This is a genomic window from Gammaproteobacteria bacterium, assembly GCA_029882975.1.
GTDB lineage: Bacteria > Pseudomonadota > Gammaproteobacteria > SZUA-152 > SZUA-152 > JAJDNG01.
In genome coordinates this window covers 39145-59483 of sequence record JAOUJW010000012.1, presented here as the reverse complement: position 1 = coordinate 59483, position 20339 = coordinate 39145, and the positions used below count along the sequence as shown (strand labels likewise).

General features: G+C 43.3%; 20 protein-coding genes. 9 read left to right on the top strand and 11 right to left on the bottom strand.

Annotated features, from left to right (window positions below; all coding sequences use genetic code 11):
• Positions 1–31: 31 nt before the first annotated feature.
• The gene (locus OEY58_10685) at positions 32–766 is read left to right on the top strand and encodes a YdcF family protein (protein MDH5325918.1); all 735 of its coding nucleotides are present in this window, start codon (positions 32–34) and stop codon (positions 764–766) included.
• Here OEY58_10685 and OEY58_10680 read toward each other — a convergent pair.
• Together OEY58_10680 and OEY58_10675 are read right to left on the bottom strand one after the other, a co-directional pair.
• A complete protein-coding gene (locus tag OEY58_10680; protein ID MDH5325917.1) occupies positions 763–1893 on the bottom strand; it encodes a glycosyltransferase family 4 protein in 1131 nt (376 codons plus the stop codon). The two genes, OEY58_10685 and OEY58_10680, sit on opposite strands and share 4 nt — an antisense overlap.
• Positions 1894–1910: 17 nt before the next feature.
• Positions 1911–2192, bottom strand: coding sequence for a hypothetical protein (locus tag OEY58_10675; GenBank protein ID MDH5325916.1), 282 nt, complete (start codon positions 2190–2192; stop codon positions 1911–1913).
• A 591-nt stretch (positions 2193–2783) separates the two neighbouring features.
• Between OEY58_10675 and OEY58_10670 the strand changes: the two genes are divergently transcribed.
• A complete protein-coding gene (locus OEY58_10670) occupies positions 2784–3977 on the top strand; it encodes a glycosyltransferase family 4 protein (protein ID MDH5325915.1) in 1194 nt (397 codons plus the stop codon).
• A 14-nt stretch (positions 3978–3991) separates the two neighbouring features.
• Here OEY58_10670 and OEY58_10665 read toward each other — a convergent pair whose 3' ends face one another.
• From OEY58_10665 to OEY58_10655, 3 genes are all read right to left on the bottom strand, one after another.
• Positions 3992–5545, bottom strand: a complete 1554-nt coding sequence (locus OEY58_10665; protein ID MDH5325914.1) for an oligosaccharide flippase family protein — start codon at positions 5543–5545, stop codon at positions 3992–3994.
• Between the two features lie 183 nt (positions 5546–5728).
• Positions 5729–6121 carry a fibronectin type III domain-containing protein gene (locus OEY58_10660; GenBank protein MDH5325913.1) on the bottom strand — a complete coding sequence of 131 codons (393 nt, stop codon included), beginning with the start codon at positions 6119–6121 and terminating at the stop codon, positions 5729–5731.
• 8 nt (positions 6122–6129) lie between these two features.
• A complete protein-coding gene (locus tag OEY58_10655) occupies positions 6130–7011 on the bottom strand; it encodes a hypothetical protein (GenBank protein ID MDH5325912.1) in 882 nt (293 codons plus the stop codon).
• Between the two features lie 520 nt (positions 7012–7531).
• On the opposite strand from OEY58_10655, the gene OEY58_10650 reads away from it, so the two are divergent.
• Entirely contained in the window at positions 7532–8686 is a 1155-nt protein-coding gene (locus tag OEY58_10650) for a glycosyltransferase (GenBank protein MDH5325911.1), read from the top strand.
• 14 nt (positions 8687–8700) lie between these two features.
• Complete coding sequence (locus OEY58_10645; protein ID MDH5325910.1) at positions 8701–9654, top strand: glycosyltransferase; 954 nt, start codon at positions 8701–8703, stop codon at positions 9652–9654.
• Here OEY58_10645 and OEY58_10640 read toward each other — a convergent pair.
• Positions 9586–10326, bottom strand: a complete 741-nt coding sequence (locus tag OEY58_10640; GenBank protein MDH5325909.1) for a PEP-CTERM sorting domain-containing protein — start codon at positions 10324–10326, stop codon at positions 9586–9588. The two genes, OEY58_10645 and OEY58_10640, sit on opposite strands and share 69 nt — an antisense overlap.
• Positions 10327–10569: 243 nt before the next feature.
• Here OEY58_10640 and OEY58_10635 point away from each other — a divergent pair, with 243 nt between their 5' ends.
• Genes OEY58_10635 through OEY58_10620 form a run of 4 tightly spaced genes read left to right on the top strand, consistent with a single transcriptional unit; the run spans position 10570 to position 14284 of the window.
• On the top strand, positions 10570–12411 hold the full coding sequence (locus OEY58_10635) for a carbamoyltransferase (protein ID MDH5325908.1): 1842 nt from the start codon (positions 10570–10572) through the stop codon (positions 12409–12411).
• Positions 12366–12812 carry an SxtJ family membrane protein gene (locus OEY58_10630; protein MDH5325907.1) on the top strand — a complete coding sequence of 149 codons (447 nt, stop codon included), beginning with the start codon at positions 12366–12368 and terminating at the stop codon, positions 12810–12812. The genes OEY58_10635 and OEY58_10630 overlap by 46 nt, the downstream gene beginning before the upstream one ends.
• Positions 12812–12964 (top strand): DUF5989 family protein, encoded by a 153-nt coding sequence (locus tag OEY58_10625; GenBank protein ID MDH5325906.1) that lies wholly within the window; start codon positions 12812–12814, stop codon positions 12962–12964. Before OEY58_10630 ends, OEY58_10625 begins: the two co-directional genes overlap by 1 nt.
• 24 nt (positions 12965–12988) lie before the next feature.
• Positions 12989–14284: a GDSL-type esterase/lipase family protein gene (locus OEY58_10620; protein ID MDH5325905.1), complete on the top strand. Its 1296-nt coding sequence runs from the start codon at positions 12989–12991 to the stop codon at positions 14282–14284.
• Between the two features lie 24 nt (positions 14285–14308).
• On the opposite strand, the gene OEY58_10615 is transcribed toward OEY58_10620, so the two are convergent.
• The 5 genes from OEY58_10615 to OEY58_10595 are packed head-to-tail and all read right to left on the bottom strand — an operon-like array spanning position 14309 to position 19209.
• Positions 14309–15079, bottom strand: a complete 771-nt coding sequence (locus tag OEY58_10615; protein MDH5325904.1) for a GDSL-type esterase/lipase family protein — start codon at positions 15077–15079, stop codon at positions 14309–14311.
• Positions 15033–16280 carry an O-antigen ligase family protein gene (locus OEY58_10610; protein ID MDH5325903.1) on the bottom strand — a complete coding sequence of 416 codons (1248 nt, stop codon included), beginning with the start codon at positions 16278–16280 and terminating at the stop codon, positions 15033–15035. The genes OEY58_10615 and OEY58_10610 overlap by 47 nt, the downstream gene beginning before the upstream one ends.
• Before the next feature lie 5 nt (positions 16281–16285).
• Complete coding sequence (locus OEY58_10605; protein MDH5325902.1) at positions 16286–17233, bottom strand: hypothetical protein; 948 nt, start codon at positions 17231–17233, stop codon at positions 16286–16288.
• Positions 17234–17238: 5 nt separating this feature from the next.
• On the bottom strand, positions 17239–18048 hold the full coding sequence (locus tag OEY58_10600; GenBank protein MDH5325901.1) for an alpha/beta hydrolase: 810 nt from the start codon (positions 18046–18048) through the stop codon (positions 17239–17241).
• Positions 18049–18060: 12 nt separating this feature from the next.
• Complete coding sequence (locus OEY58_10595; GenBank protein ID MDH5325900.1) at positions 18061–19209, bottom strand: glycosyltransferase family 2 protein; 1149 nt, start codon at positions 19207–19209, stop codon at positions 18061–18063.
• A gap of 443 nt (positions 19210–19652) precedes the next feature.
• On the opposite strand from OEY58_10595, the gene OEY58_10590 reads away from it, so the two are divergent.
• The gene (locus OEY58_10590) at positions 19653–20336 is read left to right on the top strand and encodes a hypothetical protein (protein MDH5325899.1); all 684 of its coding nucleotides are present in this window, start codon (positions 19653–19655) and stop codon (positions 20334–20336) included.
• Positions 20337–20339 lie beyond the last annotated feature (3 nt).

The following is a 20339-nucleotide window of genomic DNA, read 5'->3' as shown; positions in this document are numbered from 1 at the left end:
CAGACCTATTGTCAAAACCGGATTTTCGATCATGCTGCAATTCTTAGAGTTTATCGTACTCCCATCGCATTTTATTACCGTTCTTTTAGTTGTTAGTTTTATCCTGCTCATTTTTAAGCGATTTGAAAATTTTCCGGCAAAAAGGCTATTTTTAGGATTTACGTTGAGCTCTTATCTGTTATTCGGTTATGGCCCTTTTGCATACTTTTTACTGAATCAATTGGAATTCCACATTCCGGACAACGCTACCGCCAAAATTGATGCCGATATCGCCGTTATTCTAACCGGTTTTGCTGAAGCTGATCCATCCAAACCCGCGTTAAGCCGCATTAATTCCGCATCCGCATACCGAGTTCTGGAAGCAAGAAAACTATACAGTTCAAACACCAACTTGCGTTTCATCATCAGTGGCAACGCACAAATACCTTCACTATTAAAAGAGGCTCTGATCGCAACCGGTATTCCAGCTGCAAACATAGACACCGAAACCAAATCGAGCAATACATTTGAAAGCGCCGTCAATTGTTCATCACAAATAAGTACTCACAATTTTTACTTAATCACATCCGCCGGGCATATGCCTAGAGCCTATTACGCCTTCCAAAAACAAGGCTTGAAACCTGTGGCAGTACCAACCCACTACCTATCCAAACAAAACATTTTCGCCGCCCAAAACCTACCCTCTGCCTATTTCATTACCGTATCGGATCATGCCGTGCACGAATTGCTGGCTTTACTCTGGTATAAACTTACGGGAAAAATTTAGACAACTGTCTCTGCGAATAAGACCTCGTATTTTCCTATCATCTTATTTACTGTATAGTTTTGTTCAAATTTTTTGAATGCCTTGTCACCAAACTCCCGGTACATCTGTGGATGTTCCAGCAACGATCCTATTGCCTTTGAAAGTTGGTGCGCAGATTTGGGCTCAACAATAATACCGTTCACATTATGTTCAATTACTCTGGCATTGTCAGCAACATCTGTGGCAATAATCATCTTGCCGGCCGCCATGGCTTCAATCAAAACCACTGAAAATGCCTCCCATAAAGAGGGCATTACAAAAATATCTATCATCGGAAACAGCTCCATTACATCGGAACGCCAACCGGCAAAGGATATTGCAGACTGAATACCCAAAGCCCTTGCCTTGGCTTCAAGTTCTTTTTGCAATGGCCCCCCTCCTACCACGATAAAATGTACATTTTTGTGTGTATCAATAACTTCCTTAACCGCTTCCAGAAAATAGACAATCCCTTTCTGAACAGTCAATACAGCAATAGATCCCACAACGATCTTGCCTTCGGGGATACCTAACTCCTGCTTCTTGCGTATCACCAACTCCCGGTCATCTCGACAGGGATTAGGGTTTACCCCGTTTTCGATAACCTGAATTCTTGGTCCGGGTATCTTCATGTATTGCTGCAGCAAACCACTTTGATAATGCGACACTGCGACAAGACGATCCACAAATCTGGAAAACAACATTTGAGCATACAAATATCGCTTTTTGATATGAGGATAGTTGCCAAAATGAAACGTGTGAATCCATTTGGGAAACGGTCGAAAAAGACCGTATAGATAGACCGGCCCCGTATCGATAAGGGAAATATCTCCATGAGTGTGAATGATATCCGGCTGCTGTTCCCGAATCACCTGGTACAAACCGCGAATGATCCGGGTATACCGTACAGATCCTATCTTTGGGGCGACGATGACCGAAACGCCCATATCTTCCAGCTTTTCGGCCAGTACCCCGCCTTCCTTAATGCAGCAAACCACCACATTAAATTCAGTTGAATCCGCCATGGAAGCGATATCGACGACCACTTTTTCAGCACCGCCAATATGCAGACTATGGATAATCTGCAACACCTTAATCTTTTTTTTCATTTCTCTACCAGACAGACTCAGTTCTCTATGCGAGCTATAAGCTTCGCCGGGTTCCCTGCAACAATAGACATCTCAGGAACATCTCGGGTTACCACTGAGCCTGCGCCGACGATGGAACCGTAACCTATGGTAACACCCTTTAATATAATCACCCGGGTCCCTATCCAAACGCAATCCTGAATAATGATAGGCTCATTGCGCGCCTCTAAGGTATCGGATGGCCCACCGACGTATTTCAGAGCCTGCTCTTTTCTGGCTTGCGCACTGATCGGGTGGCTGTCGTTGTCCTGAATCAACACTTCGTTGCCAATAAAACAATAGCTGCCGATCTGAATCCTGTTATCACAATTTATGACGCTGTTTTCGCGAATAGACGTATAATCGCCGATACTTACCGTAGCACCCGAATTACAATTTAGCTTGCATTCCAGAGTAACATTATCACCTATACTGACTTTATCACGCGCAGAACGATTGTAGAGAACGAATTGGCTTCCCAGCAGCTTGTTATACTTGCTCTTGCAGAAGTTTTTCCCAATCACTGCAGCACGTTGATAATTCTGCTGTTTGACCTGGTTTTTTCGCAACCGATATTGCAGAATTAACCAATCAATGCCATACACAAATATTTTGTTTATGATGTTCACTGATTCACCTGAACCCGGTGTGCTAAATAGACTTTATTCGAATCGCTCACTTAAGCATCCTTTATTCTTGATATAGAACCGTTCGTCATCAAGGTCCCAATTTTGTTTTCACCCTGTAAATTCTTCTATGTTACAATAGCAACGCGTTGGCACAGCCTCGCCAGGGCTAGCCCCATATACCCTTAACTCATTGTTTATTATGGATTTACTGGGACTCAATCAGTAACCGTACGGTATTCTTGTATGCAACGAAAAGTATTATATGTGGAAGGTAATGTAGATGGAACTGTCGGAGGTTCTTACTATTTGATGGTTGATCTGGTTAATGCGCTTGATCCGGAAAAGTATCGACCTGTAGTAGGATTTCATACCGATAATTTTCTTATTCCCCAACTACGGGACGCTGGTATTGAAACACACATTTTTGACAATCCCAAGCCGTTCAGTTTCGGCGTAAAATTTCTCGACACCACATTAGCATTAATCAAGAAGCCGATTAATTTCTTCAAAAAGTTTTACCTACCGGCACGGCGTTATGCTCGCTTTTTACGAGAAAATAAAATTGATTTGGTCAATGTTAACAACTCCATTGTTTGTAATCATACCTGGATGCTGGCGGCCAAAATGCAGGGAATTCCCTGCCTGACCCATGAAATGGGAATAAATCCCAGATTCTCCCGAACATCGCAGTATTTTGGTAAACGCCTGGATGCCATTATTTGCCTGTCCAATGTTATTAAGGACAATATGACCAAGTTGGGACTCACATACCCCAATATTCATGTCATTCACTGCGGTGTAGACTTAAAACGTTATGTTATTAAAGAACAAGCCGATGAACTGAGGAAAAAGTACGACATTGAAAGCGATGCCCCAATTATCGGTGTCGTCGGCAACGTGAAGTGGTGGAAAGGCCAGGAGACCATTGTTCGTGCTACTGTAGAACTGGTAAAAAAATATCCTAACATTCGTTGCATGCTGGTTGGTGACGCACCACCTGCAGATCAAACTTATAAGGAATTGCTGGAGAAAATTATCTCGGATGCCGGCATAGAAAGAAACGTCATTTTCACCGGTTTTCAAACCAACCCCATCGATTACATGAATCTCATGGATGTGGTAGTGCACACTTCCGTTCTACCCGAGCCTTTCGGAATCGTTACCCTGGAGGCGATGTCGCTTTCCAAACCCTTGGTCTCTACAACTATCGGGGGACCGACAGAAGTGGTTGAATCCGGTAAATCCGGCATTCTGGTGGATCCTGGCGAACCGGGTCTATTAAGCGAGGCGTTGGATAAATTGTTGTCGGATCCGGAATACGCGGCCACCATTGGCAAGAACGGTTTTGAGCGCTTGCAAAGCAACTTTACTCTGGATGAGAACGTGAAAAGAACCATGGAGGTCTACGACAATATTTTTGCCACGCAGACATCCTAATGGCATAAGAAGCATCAAGTTTCGGATGTTGTCCTGTTTTTCTGTACACCACGCAATTTAGCAACTACCTTTTGGCGTTCTTCAGGGAGAAGTACGATGAAAAAGGCGAGCCCCACATAAAAAGAGCACAACACCGCAACATAGATAAAGAACAACCACAGCGAATCTATCTGAAGATTCTGCTGAATCCACAATGCAACGAGCACTAGCGGAATTGTAACGACGAACGGGCGCCAATACACTCTGAACCAGTATGAAGCTAGCGGCAATTGGATTTCCTTACATACGATGCGTGGTAGAATAAGCAAAGCCACTACCACATGTGTCAATGCTGTCCCCAGCGCCACACCAAGCAATCCGTAATAATTTAGCAAAACAATACTCAACACGATATTGAATAGAGCCTCAATGACTTTCCAGAACGCAAGAACACTGTGTTTGCTCAACCCGTATAGAATCATACACATTGTATGATGGGGAAATGCCAGCGCCATGGTTAGGGCCAGAACAAACAACACCTCACCCGATGTCTCTGCGTATTGCCCCCCCATCCATAGTTCAATAAACTTTTGTCCCAAAACCATATAAACAACCGCAACCGGCAGCCCTATAAACAAACTCAATCGGCCACCATTGACCAAGAGCTCTCTAACTTTGTGTTCCTCGCCTTTGGCACTGAAATGACTGGTCAGTGGATTGAGCACTGAAGCCGTTGCTGAAATTAAATTTCTTAAATATTCAATTAAATTACCGGCAATCGCATAGAATGTTACGCTGGCAATGGGCATAAAAAGCCCAATTAGAATCGCGTCTGTGGTAAATATTATTTTTTGTCCGATATTGATAACGAAGACATATTTGCTGTAGTTAAAGAGCCGCCGGGCATGCGCCAAGAACCTCTTCTTGCCTTTGATGACAAACTTAAAGGCCAATCCAAGTTTATCCAGCTCTTTTTTCGCGAGAATCATCATACAGATGCCGGTAATCACGCCAACAAGTAATTGCACACTTGCCAAAGCAACTATTTTATGACCGGAGGAAAGCACCCAAAGCACCAATCCCAATCGCACAAATGAAACCAGTACATTGACAATGTTACCCAAATCGAACCGGTGTACCCCCATAAGAATCCCGTTAAATACATTAAACAGGAATGTCTGTGCGATGGTGGCACCAACTAACAATACCACTAGGCGAATTTCAGCTGAAAACTCCTCAGGGGTAGCAAATACGTACGGAAACAGAACAGCGCCCAGCAGCGCGATCAACATACACGCGATCGCCACAGCTGAATACATCACCAGCCCGGTGCTTAAAATCTGATTGAGAAGCTTTTTAGAGCCCGTGGCGTTGAATTTCGACGTGTAGCGTACCACTGACTCCCGCACACCGAAATCCATGAGATAAAGATAACCGGTAAATTGCATTACAACAGTCCAAATGCCGTAATACACATTGCCCAGTTTATTGACCACGTATGGCGCCAGAAAAAAGGAAATGACGATATTGATAATGAGTACGGCCCAGTTCGAAAAAATATTTCTGGCCATGCCTCTTAGTACGCTCATTTTTTATATTCTATAATAAGTTAAGATTTGGTACGAATTTGAAACGGCTTGCCTGCCGCCGGCGAAAGAGCATTCTAGCACGGTACATGTCGGATGGCTCATAAAATCAGTTGCACCGAGAGCCTATTTCCAGGCATAAAAAAACCCCGCCGGATCCTGGATCCGACGGGGTTTATTGGTTGCTTACTCGACTACTTTACTAACAATGTTGGAAAAAGAACTTTCGTTCTGGTTTGTATCCGAAACAGTAACCGCAAAATAATAAGTTCCTGGAGCCAGATCGCTAATGGTGTGCTCATAGGAACCGGAGTTCAAGGATGCCGCTAAAATCAGGTTTTGCGTTGACTCACCGTAGTATACGTTATACGAAGAGATTTCCCCGGCATTCAACGAACTTCCATCCACTTTCGTTGTTGGCGCTAACCAAGTTATTGTTGCAGTTCCAGGGCCACCGGAAAAAGGACTGACGTCTGCTTCCGAACAGGCACCTAAAAACAAACCCAAAATACAACACAGTACCACTTTTGTTTTAACAGAAATCATACTCATATTGTTTCGCTCGCTCTGATAATCCATAAATCAATTTACCGTACGTCAGTGACTTCTGGGGCTGACGGCGGCGGGTTTTGCAAAAAACCCGCTGGCGGTCCTATGTAGCTATTATCAATAACTAACTCATCAATCATGAAATAGTTGTTTACTGTGGTAGTGGAAAAATTCGCCGAATTTCCAAAATAGCCGCCAATTATATCCACATCTGTTATCACGCCGCCTTGAGGAATGACCTGTTGGGTGTATAATCCTGACAAAAGTCCATCTGTCGTATAAACATACAATTTTGTCGTGCCTGCAACCAGGTCGGCTTCAAATTCCATGCTAATCCATTCTCTGCTGCGATAGGTGGGACCATCGCCAATACGTAACTGATCAGTACCATCCGGCCACGAACCGCCACCCTGGTAGGCGCAATCTGTGCCATCGCAGGCTCCGTAGGACATGTATCTTGAGTTACCCTGGGGATAATAGTTACTCAATAACATTGGGCGTGCACCGCCGGTTCTTCTCACTATTACCAGTTTATTCACACCGCTATTGCCCGGAATAAAACCACTGCTGTGATAAATCAAAAACCTCACATTTATCCTGGTAATTTGGGCGCCATTATCGTTGATACCATTAAAGGCCCCCAAACCGGAATACCCTTCCTGACCAATCGGCGGTATAAACTGCGCAGCGCCTCCGGACCAGCCGGATTGCGTCCATGAGTGAGATGCATTCAAGTTTCCGTCGACCCAGAGCAGGTCTCCTGCGTAGGTGCTGGAATCAAAGCTTTCTGAAAACGGCAGGGAATTTATCCCCCGACCCGCAAATACATTGTTGGATAAGCAAAAAAATAATAAAAGAACCAGTACCCTTTTGACCTTGATCAAGGTGTAACCAGTTTTGTTTCCTGTTAAAATACTCATTCTAAGTACCTGTTTTTCCTATACATTAATAACAAAAGCAAGTTTTGAGACAAAACTTTACTCTTTCCTGTCGGCTTTTATTATTTTTTTACTGCGAAACGTAGTCCATGCTTACCTGGACCCAGTATCGACCTAAGAGACACGCACTTAATTTCCGCTAAGCCATTCTGTTAACCAGTACTAAACTTAATGTTGGGAATTGTGAACGTGCTTGTTGAAGTAAGGGATATAAGATCTGCAAATAAAGTGCCCAACCGACCTTATCAGACCAAACAAATATACTCAGGCCAATCGACTGATATTGTCTTATATCGTTACAAACACGTCAATTACGAATCCCACTTTCTCTAAATTCGTACTAAAGGTTATCCCAAATCCTCAGTTAATCTAGGTTACTTTTTGACCAGCTGATCACAGTTTCACTGCCCATCCCTTTCCTTTGGATTATTCGTTTCCCTACCGCCATGCAAATTTGTTAAACTGATCACCTTTTGATCCAATCAGCCTCATAACGAACTGTATGATAAATATTTTACATTTACGGGATACCAATAAACTGTGTGGTCCCGGGAAGACCGTACTGGAAACCACCTGTAGGATCGATCAAAGCAAGTACAAACTGCATATAGGATTGTTATTACTGGACCACGAGGACGAATCCCACAATCTTTACTACCAAGCCGTGAAACAACGAGGCGTATCCATAATTCCCATTCGAGCCCGGCATCAGTTTGACCCTCGGGTCGTTAAAAATATTTACCAAGTCGTCAAGAAATACAACATTCACATAGTGCATGCCCACGAGTATAAATCCGATATTCTATGCTTGTTTCTGGCAAAGATTTACAAGGTTCCTGTAATGACGACCGCACACGGTTGGATAACCAATACCCTGAAAAGCAAAATTTACATCGAATTGGGCAAGCGGGTTTTACCTTACTTTGACAAAGTCATCGCCGTGTCACCACCGATTCGGGACGAGCTATTGAGGAAAAGGGTGCCTGAAAACAAACTGGAGCTAATCTACAACGCAATTGTTGCAGACGACTACATAGCGGAAAATTTTCAGGCTAACGTTATCAGGGACCAATTCGGCATTGCACACGACAAGCTTTTAATTGGCAATATTGGTCGTTTAAGCGAAGAAAAAGGTCAAAGAGATTTTATTCTGGCTGCGTCGAAAATTGTGAAACAACATTCCAATGTGTGTTTTCTATTGGCAGGAGACGGCCCGACCCGACCCGGCCTGGAGACCTTAGTGCAGGAACTTGGTTTGTCAGACCATGTCGTATTTGTTGGACATCAGCATCACATAAAACCGGTGTTCCGAGATATTGATATTCTCGCCTTGACCTCCTACACCGAAGGTTTTCCCAATGTGGTGCTGGAAGCGCTGTGCATGGATACCCCTGTCCTGGCCACATCCGTAGGTGGCGTACCATCCATTATTGAAAACGAAAAAACAGGTATACTGGTCCAAGCAGGAGAAGTGGATCAAATTGCCCAAGGCCTGACCAAAATGATCTCAAACATGGATTTTGCCAACCAACTTGCTCAGAACGGAAAGCAAAAAGTGTTGGAAAAATTCGAATTTGCCAACCGAGTTGCTAAAGTACAAATCATATACGATGAGCTATACAAAGAAAAATATCTTACGGCGCACACCCATGACTAATCCCGCAGATACCAATGACTGACAGAATCTGGATCACCTGGGAAAACCAGCGCAGAAATCGAACATTAAGTCGTCACCTGCAAGCCAAATTGTTTCAACTTGACTACAAGTTGAGTCGTCCACTGCGCTACCCGGTGGTCGTTTTTCTAACGATGTTCATCATCCTGCGAGAATGGCCTCGCACCATATTCGTACAAAACCCATCTTTCTTACTAGCCCTATTTGCGGTGGTGTTGGGCCGCCTATTTCACAAACCCATTATCGTGGATGCCCATTATGCCGGCCTGTTCCCGATGGCCGGAAACAATAAATTGCTGAATACTATCACCCGGTTCATTACTCGCAATGCTTACCAAACCATCGTAACTACCGAAGACCTAAAACAACACGTGGAAAGCCTAGGTGGCCGCGCATTCGTCATTCCAGACCCACTACCACAATTCCCGAACATAACGCCTAACAAAAAACCGGGTACGGTATTATTTATATGCACCTGGGCAGACGATGAGCCCTACCTGGAGATCATTAAAGCCGCTGAAAAGATCGACCCGACAATCTGTATTTATATCACGGGGAACAGTAAGGGTCGGGAAAAACTGTTCGGAAAAGACTTACCACCCAATATCATTTTAACCGGATATATATCTGAGGAAGAATTTGTTAATAAACTTTTTGAATCGGATCTGGTTATTGACCTGACCACGCGTGAAAACTGCCTGGTTTGCGGAGCCTATGAGGCTATCGGCGCGGGAACACCATTGTTGTTATCAAACTCTGTGGCCCTACAGAAATACTTTGGCAATGGTGCTGTATTCACTGACAATACCGCGGCGGATATTGCAGACAAAATCTCTTTTTCCATTAGCAATAAAAATGAATTACAACAAAAAATCACTGTGCTAAAGAAAGAACTGGTTCAAACCTGGAACGCCAATCTTGCCGAATTTGAAAAGATCATAGCTGATTGACTTACCCCGCCAAGCTTGGGCCCGGCGACCGATTCCAATGCAAAACAGGCCAATTCCCAGAAGAAATACGGTTCCCGGCTCCGGCACATCCACGGACACACGAACCAAGTAGTTACCGTCATAACTGGCGGACGTGGGATCTATCGAATAGGAAAGATCATCAAAATAACCAATGGGTATTCCCGCAGCATCAAAAGCCAAACCAAGAAAGCCGGCTAATAAGTCATCCCGATAAGGCTCGGGCGGGATTGAACCGGAAAATTCCTCGCGAGTTTGTCCCAATGTGCCGTAACTCTGTATACCGCTTGTGGGCGTAAACCCCGGTGCATCCAACAAGGTCAGCAACGCGATAACTTCATCCGCAATTCCGTAATAATCTGCAGGAGTTGAAGGAACATAGATTCCCGCTTCTGCAGCGAGGTCGCGAAACTCGTTTACAGTTGCGTAACGCCAACCTTCAAATAAACCGCCGGATCCAAACTCGCTGGTGACATCATTGTAGGACCAATTTGATGTAACGGATAAATCCAACCACTGCAGTCCTGTGGAATCATCATACGTTATACGACCATCTCCTGCGGAAGTATAGTCCTGCTCAATCAGAACAGCGTGTGAATAAGTTGTTAATAACGACAGTACCCCAAATAAGCATGCTTTGATGCTTTGCTTCATTTCCATTTCCTTATTGGTTCTCTCTATCCACAATCTTGATAGCGCATATTCAGTTTAATGCATATTTGGTGCAAACTAATTTTCTCTTTTTATTACAGAATGTTATAACAATGATTTTGATTTTTCTCATTTCATCTGTAAAAAATATCGACAACACTCCTCTGGTTATGCGTAATGAAAATTTATATTTACGAGTGATATAATGCTAATTTAAAACTTGTTGATGGATAGAACAATTTCTCCATGACCACCATATTAGGTATCTCCGCTTACTACCACGACAGCGCCGCTTCACTGATTCTGGACGGAAAAATCATAGCAGCAGCACAAGAAGAACGTTTTACCAGAAAAAAACACGATGCCGGTTTCCCAAAACACTCCATCGCATACTGTTTGAATGAAGCGGGAGTTGAGCTGGCCAATGTTGACAAAATTGTATTTTACGATAAACCTTTGGTGAAATTTGAACGCTTGCTGGAAACCTACCTAGCCTATGCACCTAATGGGTTTCGTTCATTTCTTGCTGCAATGCCAATCTGGTTGAAGGAAAAACTATTTTTAAAAAAGACACTAAAGACAGAATTATCTGCCTTGGGTCAATGCTCACAATCTGAGCTGCCTGACCTGCTGTTTGCAGAACACCACCAGTCCCATGCCGCATCTGCATTCTATCCCAGCCCTTTTGAAAAATCCGTGGTTTTGTGCCTGGACGGTGTCGGAGAATGGGCAACAACCACCGCTTGGTTAGGTGATGGCAACAAACTCACACCGTTATGGGAAATCGATTTCCCACACTCTCTCGGCCTGCTGTATTCTGCGTTCACGTACTATACCGGTTTTAAAGTAAACTCGGGTGAGTATAAACTTATGGGCCTGGCTCCATATGGCGAACCCAAATATGTGGACCTGATTCTGAAGCACCTGATCGACCTGAAACCGGACGGTACCTTCCGTCTGGACATGAGTTACTTCAATTACGCAACTGGTCTGACAATGACCAATGATAAATTCCATGCTTTGTTTCAAGGACCACCCCGCGTAAGCGAATCCGAAGTCACACAAAAGGAAATGGATATTGCCCGATCCATTCAGGCCGTTACCGAGGAAGTTGTATTACGATTGGCTGATACTTTACACAAAGAACAACAATGCGATTATTTATGCTTGGCAGGCGGGGTGGCACTAAACTGCGTTGCTAACGGTCGTTTGCTTAGAGAAGGTCCCTTTAAAGACATCTGGATTCAACCGGCCGCCGGCGATGCCGGTGGAGCCCTGGGCAGCGCCTTATCCACCTGGCATGAGTACCTGGACAAACCTCGATCTGTTAATGGAAAAGACTCCATGTCCGGATCCTATTTGGGGCCACGTTTTTCTGATGCACAAATTACGCATTACCTGGACACCACAGGTGCTGTCTACCAAAGACTGGATGACAATGAACTTATGCCAAAACTGGCGGCCATTCTCGAAAATGAAAATGTTGTCGGGTGGTTTCAAGGTCGAATGGAGTTCGGCCCCAGGGCACTGGGCGGTCGATCCATTATCGGGGACCCCAGAAGTGAGAAAATGCAGTCGGTTATGAACTTGAAAATCAAATACCGGGAATCATTCAGACCGTTTGCTCCATCGGTGTTGTCAGATCAGGTGGCCAATTATTTCGAAATGGATCACGAAAGTCCATACATGCTTCTAGTTGCTCCGGTACAGGAAAACTTACGGATTTCAATGTCCGAAAGTGAGAATAAGCTTTTCGGCATTGAGAAATTGAATGTTAAGCGTTCCGACATTCCTGCGGTGACCCATGTTGATTATTCGGCTCGTATTCAAACGGTACATAAAGACACCAACCCAAGGTATCATCAATTAATCAGTCAATTTTTTGAGCGATCCGGATGTCCCATCATTGTTAATACCTCTTTTAATGTGCGCGGTGAACCCATCGTCGGCAGCCCTGAAGATGCCTATCGTTGCTTTATGCGCACTGAAATGGACTACCTGGTATTGGAAAATTTTTTACTGGAAAAGTCTAAGCAACCCAAATGGGAAAAAGACGAAAGCTGGAAGAACGAATTCGAGTTGGACTGATCATGGAAAATCATAGCATAGACAATAAAATGTTAAGAAGTTTTGGGATCACCTTTGGTGTAATCCTGGCATCGCTTTTTGGCATTCTTATTCCCCTGATCACCGGCAATTGGCCGATGTGGCCCTGGATAGTATGCGCAATATTTGTTGCAACTGCCGCCGCATACCCACCGATATTAAAACCTGTTTACATTGCCTGGATGAAGTTCGGGGCCGTCATGGGGTACATAAATACCCGCATCATTTTGGCGCTGGTATTTTATCTGGTTTTTACCCCGATCGGTCTGATACTGAAATTACTGGGCAAAGACTCCATGCAGAGAACACTGGATCAAGAATCAAAGAGTTATCGTGTAGAGAGTAAACCTCGTGTACCAAATGAAATGGAGAAACCGTTCTAATGTTAGATTTACTTAGAGATTTGTGGGGATTTATGCGCGCCCGCAAAAAGTTTTGGCTTGCCCCTATCATTCTGATCCTGCTCGCACTTGGGGCATTAGTGGTGTTGTCGGAAGGGTCTGCCGTTGCACCTTTTATATACACGCTGTTTTAATTGATCATTCTTGAGTATATATAATTGCAAGATAAGGAAAACATTTCCCTAAAACCTGGTACAAAAATTACTATAGGCCGGTTCATTGCGTTTTGTGGTTTTGCCATTCTGTTATCCGCACTGGTTATTAACCCGTGGATGGGAAAATACTGGCGAGACACGCATATCAATTTCCAGGATGTTTTCCTGATTTATTTCTATTGGGGCATTGGGACCTCCGCTGTCCTAATTCTCGCTGGAGTTGTCTTCTCAAAAACAAAAAGTGCCTTGATTGAGAACGTTATATTCATGATTTTGATACTGTCACTGTTTCTCATGTCAGATCGCTTTTTATTGTCCAAATTCGGTTTGCCCTTGTGGATGCCGGATCTTCAAAATCATTTCGTACACAGACCGAACGCAACTAAAACCTGGGGTAAGGAGTTTGATAACAAGCTAATTCAAACCAACCCTTACGGTCACCATGACGACGAATTCCCAATTGAAAAGGCTGCAAATGAGTTTCGCGCACTAATGCTGGGGGATTCCATTACGATGGGACACGGCGTAACCCACCGTGAGGCTTTTCCAAACCAAGTCGAACAACTTCTTACCAAGCAACCTGCGGGTAATTTCCAGTCCTATCAAATAATCAATACAGGTGTTCAAGGATATTCTACATTTCAGGAACGGCAGGTGCTTAGTCGATCACTCGTTTTTCAACCGGATATGGTTTTTATCGGCTTTTGCATGAATGACGTCATTGAACCATTTATTGTGAATAAACAATTCGGTGGTAAAGGGATCGACTACCATGAGGTTTCACAAGTTAGTAATAGAGTTCTGAGCCACCTTGTCAACGAAACAGGCTACGGTCGTCTGCTTTACAAAATCCGCACACATAAGCAATCCGTGAATCAAGAAAAGGAAAAAGAAAAATACAACGTCATGTACATGGCTATGAATTCAACTCAGGACAAGGATATACAAAACGCATGGAAACTTGTTATCGATGAAATGACAAAAATTAAAAATATATCTGCCGAACATCATCTGAACAGCACTATACTGATTTTTCCCCATACATTTCAAATTTTTGACACCAGCTTGCAGTCCCCCCAAACCATTCTGAGAGAATTTGCCACACAAAACAATATAGATGTAATTGACTTCACAGACGTTTTTTCAAAAAGAATCGACTCGGAATTGACTCGTGACACCAATCGTGAAGTGCTTATTAAAAAATACTTTCTGGATGAAGACCACTACACTGTAGAAGGTCATCGAATTGTTGCTGAATACATTTCCAATTACATTAGGTTAAAGCTTACAGCGCAGTAATTGAAAGTCCTCTATCTCCCGTATCTATTTCCTGTTTTCCAGGTGTTGAGCAATACGGCCCTCTTCTGCAAACACATATTGTGTAAGACGCTCATAGGCACTTTCAGATATGTGACTGCCGTCTTCCTGAGTATAATTGATTTTTCTGGATCCATCATCGGCTGCGAGTTCTCGGTGAAAATCCAAAACCAGTAAATTTTTCTGTTTCCCCAACGACAATAACCACTGATTCAATAAAATAACTTGTTCATTTATTTTATCCTGATAACTTTTTTTCCCTAATATTTTTCCAACCAGCCCTTTTAACTGATTCATTAGACCGGAAGGTTTCGGGATAGTCACTTCAGACACCAAGATGGGCTCAATCCCATTTTTTTGAGACAACTCAACCATACTCTCTATATTCCGTTGTATATCCTGATGTAACTCCGTACGGTCTTTTTGCCCGGCGCGGAAGATGTCATTTATAAACCCCCAAAGCAGAACTGCTCTGGGTTTGAGGGCAACAACATCCGCTTGAAATCGGTCCAATACTTCAGCTGTCTGCTGTCCGCCCTGCCCTTTGTTAATCACTTTGTATCCGGCAATGGACTGAACACCCCAGGATTTTGCGTATGATGCTCCCATTATCACTATACTTTTTCCAGGGTTTTGTACTGATTTTTCTTCCTGCATGATTTTTTCCTGACTTGGTGAACCGATTGCGTTCTGCGCACAACAAACACAAATTAAACTTGTTACTATATGTCTAGTAATAGCGTCTACGTATCGGTACCTGTTTTTCGCTTTCTTCACTAATTTCACCTTTGCTTGTTTCTAATTCCTTTTTCGCCATCCGGTGCAGAGCCAAAGTGACTCCGCTAATGACATAGATATGTGGATAATTAAGTCCACCTAAAAACATCCCACCTACAGAATAAGCAATCAATCCCATGTTTATCAGATTGGGCCACATCTCCGGTACAGTCCCATCTTTGGTTTGCTGTATCAGCAGCAGTGTAGCCCGGTTGGTTTTAAAATTGGCCACTATTATCGATATTAATATAATAATACCGGGAAAACCGTATTCCCCCAACGTAAGGAAATATATACTGTGTGCGTTGTACCATTTCCCGGTAGGTGCGTCTTTGGGCAGGTAAAACCGACCAAAAGCCGTAGGGAAATTTCCCGCTCCGACACCAAGAATTGGATGGTCTAAAGCCATTTGAGTAGCCGATGTCCAGGCTCTGATGCGAGCCATAGCCGAATTATCTTCTTCATAGGACTTAACGGTTTCCATTCTACCCAGATATTTATCGGGTAAAAACGGAATCGCGACCAACCCCATCACAAGCAGAGTCACTATGCCCGCTACTTTGCTCTTGCCGGAAAACACAAACAAGTACACCATAGAGGCCGCTAACGCCAAAGAGGCACCCCTGGACTGCGTTCCCACAATCCCAAACAGCAAGACAATTGCTGCCGTTGCTGCCAATACTTTCTTGACTATTGAGCTGCTGCTTCGAAATAGATAAATTGCGTATGGTAATGCAACTAAAATACCCCAGCCAAAATCGTTACCGTCCCCCAGGAAATAACCCGCCCTAAAATGTCCTACACGCGCTCCGCCAAGTTTTTCTATATTAATAAATATCAAATATATAAATATAAGGACATAAACTTTGGCTAACTGTTCCAATCGCTTGGGCGAGTCTAACAAATAATACCCAATAACAAACAGCATAAAGTACCCAAAATGCGCTTTAAATGCATTCAAGCTGTACGTCGCCACGTAAGAATGAGCCATTGCAAAAAATGTTAGCGCAACGAAAACCATTAACATTTTAGCAAGTTTTGAGGAAAATACTTCGGTACCATTTTTGACCATCAAGTACATGAATAGCAATAAAACAGTCAGCAAGGGTAAATGTAATTTTTGGATAATTCTGAATTCGTATCCCAACCCAACATATTCGCTGACAATTACAAATAAATAGGCTATGAAAAACAAATTCATTTCAATCAAACATTCTCAAGGTAGTGTTTTTTCAGCCAACCTTCAGACACGGACAGCATCTCCGCTTTCCAATTGTTTTCTGAAAATATGTGGTTGGCATTTTCCACTGTATGGATGGAAAAATAGTCAGAAAACCTTTCCAAGGCCGACCGGTTGGGATCATAAAACTTTTCTTGAAATTCCCATTGCAAGCGGTCCGCCCCACTGAATATCAAAAGAATATTACCGGATCTTTGCAACAGGTTAAAAAATGCCGGAGAAAATCGTGGATTCACGTTGCCGACAATGGTACTTTCACCGGCATCAGTAACCACTACCTGGGTGGATTCTTGTTTTTTCTGGCCGAGCAATTGCTTTAGAATTACAGCCATAGTTTTATAATCACTTTTAACGCTCAACAAGCGAAACCAGGCCTTTAAGCTGAATAGTTTTTTAATATAGCGGTACTTATAATTTTCGATTTGGCCTTTTGTCAAATATTTATATCGATCACTTTCACTAACGTCAAATATTATGGGTAGTCCTAACCCCAAAACCCCGATTACACGTTTATCCATTTCACCAGCCAGCAAACCCGTTATGGCACCACCGCACAAACCGGAGAGGATAAAACGCTTTACGCCGGATTTCTTTGCCAAATACTCAATACCGGCCAATGTGTCATCCACAAAGCGGCCGTTTTGCACCTCGTTATACAGATCTGCTAAATACACCTCAGTGTGTTCGCCTTCCGAATCTCCCAAACCGTTAAAATCCATACGAAATACAACAAAACCCAGTTCCAAGAATCTCTCAGCCATATCCAAATAAAGACGATGCGGTGCGACGCGCATTTTCACACCAGGCGGTAATAAAATAATACCCACGTCGGATGTAACCTGCTCAGGTTCCTGCATCACGGCAAACAGCTTCTGCCCTGATTTGTTTTCAAAAACAACTGCTTCGGACTTCACAGAAACTACCCCCTAAGCCACTCTAAAGTACAACGATACAGTTCAGGTGCTTTATTATAGAACCGCTTAATTTCTTTCCAAAACTCGTCTTCCACGACTTTACTTAAGCTACCGCCTGACAACATGTCGCTGAATTGACTTAATCCCTCGCTGATCGCTTGGCCATCTTTACCTATCTGTACGACAAGGCATCTGTTTTTAATTTTATCCGCCTCTTTGGTCAAGTCTATTTCCAATGCCTGATCATAGTGGTCTTTTGACAATAAATATCCCTCTATGTTAACGGGCGTACCGTTGTTCATTCTGTCTATAAGCGCCTTACGGTTATGTATGACTTTTTTATGCGTAGCAAGTTGTGTTGTCAGATTCGCCCGTAATAGCTGGTTCATATATTTGGCACCACTTAGAACGGGGTCCCAGAGAATCAACGGTCCTTGTTGTGGGTTTTGCGCTAGAGCTAACATAGCCAAACTGGCTCCATAGCGTAAACCTAATAATCCAATATCCCCCACATCAGGACATTTTTCCCTTAATTGTGCTATGGCCACGTTGATGTCCGATATTTTCGATTCAACGGTACATTGCTCAAATTTCCCTTCGCTGTCCCCGTTCCCCATAAAATCGAAGCGCAATACGGCAAACCCTTGTTGAGCTAGCAAACGTGCAAAATTAACAAATACTCGATGCGCCCAGAGTTTCTCCTCGCCAAACGGATGACAAAATACAAACCCACCCTGGCACGTTGTATGAGGATAGTGCAATATCCCAAATAACTGACATCTCTTGTTTGGAAAGTAAAAAGGTTCTTCTTTCATTTTGATCGTTGATTACCGAGTTGAACTACTGGATCGTTTACTTGGTTGCCAAATTTCCTGACGAACGCCACTGATATAGCGTATCCATGCCACCAGAATTGCCAGATTGGCTGCACAAAAATATAACGGAATCTTACCGATAATTTGCTTATGTAAAGACATCACCTTGAGATGCGCGAATATCGCAGCGATGTAGAACACTAACTGCAACCCAAATGTCACAACATACAGTGCTTGATCGAGCATAAACAGATTACTGACCAACAATATAATCATAAAAACGGGCACCAACCATCTGGCCAGTTTGTGAGACAACAATTCGATGGCAAAAAACCCGTACTTAAATGGATTCAACAAATTATTTTTATAAAACAATGCCGCCATCCCTCTGACCAGCGTCCGTATTTTCCTGTTATATTCGTCTTTATGATCTTGCAAGGCGGTCATGAACCCCACTGCGCCCGGCTCGGTGACACACCGATAGCCCTTTTCCAGAGTGTTCAATACAGACAAAAAGTCCGGGGCAACTCCTTCGACAAAAGGGTCACATAGTTCTTTACGTTGAGCATAAAAAGATCCGCTGGCGCCGACAATAGACCCGACTTTAGATTCAAGATTTCTCAAGTACAATTCGTATTTCCCGTACAGGCCTTCCCCACCCATTTCTCGAATATGATCTTCACCAGAAATGGCGCCAATACGTCGATCTACAAAGGGAGCAACCAGATTTCGGACAGCCGTTTTCTCTAACATAATTGAAGAATCAGAGAACACTATTATTTCACCTGCAGCCTGCTCCAACCCTACATTTAGCGCGTTTGCTTTACCTTTTCTACTTCTGATTTCCACCACTATTATGTTTTTTTCGCTATACGCTTTCAGAATCTCGGTGGTCTCATCAGTGGAACCGTCCGATATGAAGACCAGCTCCAGCTTACCCGACTCATAGTCTAACGCCAGGGAATTGGCAACTTTCTCTCTTATTATGGCAGCCTCATTGTGTACAGGGATTAAAACAGACACAAAGGGAAGATCATAATTCGGGGCCGGATCCTTCGGCGGCTCGTAAATATAGGCCATACACTTGAGCAGCAACAGGTAGCCAAAATATGCATAGAAGCACCCAAAAAACATCAGCCAAAATATGTATTCAAACACCATATAGGAAATCCTGTTGTCTTTCTCGACAACTTCTATGTAATTGTATTTATTGGAGTTATTTGCAACAGATCGAGCATTAATTTGTTCCCCGCTATTCTACCTATTTAGATCAGCATAATCACCTGATAAATCACCAATTTTTTTGTTTTGGTACCGAAATATTTACCGTTTGTCGGGTACTCCAAAAAGTCAGCTGTTCACTGCGCTACTGAATCTGGACGATTTTTTTGGTATACTATTTTTTCAAATAAAAACACCGTGTTATGCAGCAACTCTATTTTTTACTTTGGAAACTTTCGAACCATGAATCCCCAATTTTCATGCCACGGACGGCAGAATGTCTCAGGATGGCCGAGACAGACTCACACTGCTGCACTAGGCTATTTTGTTCGATAATTATGAACCCGGAAGACATGGACCACTTAAGCGCATTGATTCACCGTTTGGCTGAAAAAAAACTGTTTTTCGCTCATCAATCTGTTGGCTTCGACCTGATGGCGGGTATCGAAAAGCTTGATTTCAAGCGAGAGTTCAACATTACTGAAAACTTTGACGCTGGGACATTTTCAAAGCCGGTATTTGCTCATCAACGCATCGGTACCAATCGGAACCCCATCTCGAAAATACACGAATTCGTTAAGGTACTGGACAATGGCATTGGCGCAAGCGTCGATATTTGTTTTGTTAAGCTGTGCTATGTTGATATAGAGCCACAAACCGATTTGGACCAATTACTAAATTCTTATCAAGAAGCCATGGAAAAAGTATTAAAAAGATTCCCGGAATTAACGATTTTACATTGCACCGTTCCCATTACCACCGTGCGCCCGGCGTGGGTGCCCAAACTGAAATCACTAGCGGGAAAGTACACAACAGATGTAAAATTGAACGAAAAACGTGAAATATATAACAATAAACTCAGAAAGCTGTATAACGGCAAAGAACCCCTGTTTGATCTTGCCCGCTGGGAATCGTACGTGAACAATAAAGACAGCACCGTTAAAATTAATAACCGTATGATCCCTGTACTACACAGCAAATACACTCATGACGGTGGGCATCTTAACTCATTGGGCAGACAGCAACTCGCCAGACAGTTGATATTTTCTCTGGCGGAAATAATTTAATTT

Bases quoted from the DNA above. Each gene is read 5' to 3' on its own strand.
- OEY58_10680 (MDH5325917.1), bottom strand. From the start codon at position 1,893: ATGAAAAAAAAGATTAAGGTGTTGCAGATTATCCATAGTCTGCATATT.
- OEY58_10600 (MDH5325901.1), bottom strand. From the start codon at position 18,048: ATGAAAGAAGAACCTTTTTACTTTCCAAACAAGAGATGTCAGTTATTT.
- OEY58_10670 (MDH5325915.1), top strand. From the start codon at position 2,784: ATGCAACGAAAAGTATTATATGTGGAAGGTAATGTAGATGGAACTGTC.
- OEY58_10640 (MDH5325909.1), bottom strand. From the start codon at position 10,326: ATGAAGCAAAGCATCAAAGCATGCTTATTTGGGGTACTGTCGTTATTA.
- OEY58_10595 (MDH5325900.1), bottom strand. From the start codon at position 19,209: ATGGTGTTTGAATACATATTTTGGCTGATGTTTTTTGGGTGCTTCTAT.
- OEY58_10665 (MDH5325914.1), bottom strand. From the start codon at position 5,545: ATGAGCGTACTAAGAGGCATGGCCAGAAATATTTTTTCGAACTGGGCC.
- OEY58_10685 (MDH5325918.1), top strand. From the start codon at position 32: ATGCTGCAATTCTTAGAGTTTATCGTACTCCCATCGCATTTTATTACC.
- OEY58_10645 (MDH5325910.1), top strand. From the start codon at position 8,701: ATGACTGACAGAATCTGGATCACCTGGGAAAACCAGCGCAGAAATCGA.
- OEY58_10650 (MDH5325911.1), top strand. From the start codon at position 7,532: ATGATAAATATTTTACATTTACGGGATACCAATAAACTGTGTGGTCCC.
- OEY58_10655 (MDH5325912.1), bottom strand. From the start codon at position 7,011: ATGAGTATTTTAACAGGAAACAAAACTGGTTACACCTTGATCAAGGTC.
- OEY58_10625 (MDH5325906.1), top strand. From the start codon at position 12,812: ATGTTAGATTTACTTAGAGATTTGTGGGGATTTATGCGCGCCCGCAAA.
- OEY58_10635 (MDH5325908.1), top strand. From the start codon at position 10,570: ATGACCACCATATTAGGTATCTCCGCTTACTACCACGACAGCGCCGCT.
- OEY58_10630 (MDH5325907.1), top strand. From the start codon at position 12,366: ATGGGAAAAAGACGAAAGCTGGAAGAACGAATTCGAGTTGGACTGATC.
- OEY58_10660 (MDH5325913.1), bottom strand. From the start codon at position 6,121: ATGGATTATCAGAGCGAGCGAAACAATATGAGTATGATTTCTGTTAAA.
- OEY58_10610 (MDH5325903.1), bottom strand. From the start codon at position 16,280: ATGAATTTGTTTTTCATAGCCTATTTATTTGTAATTGTCAGCGAATAT.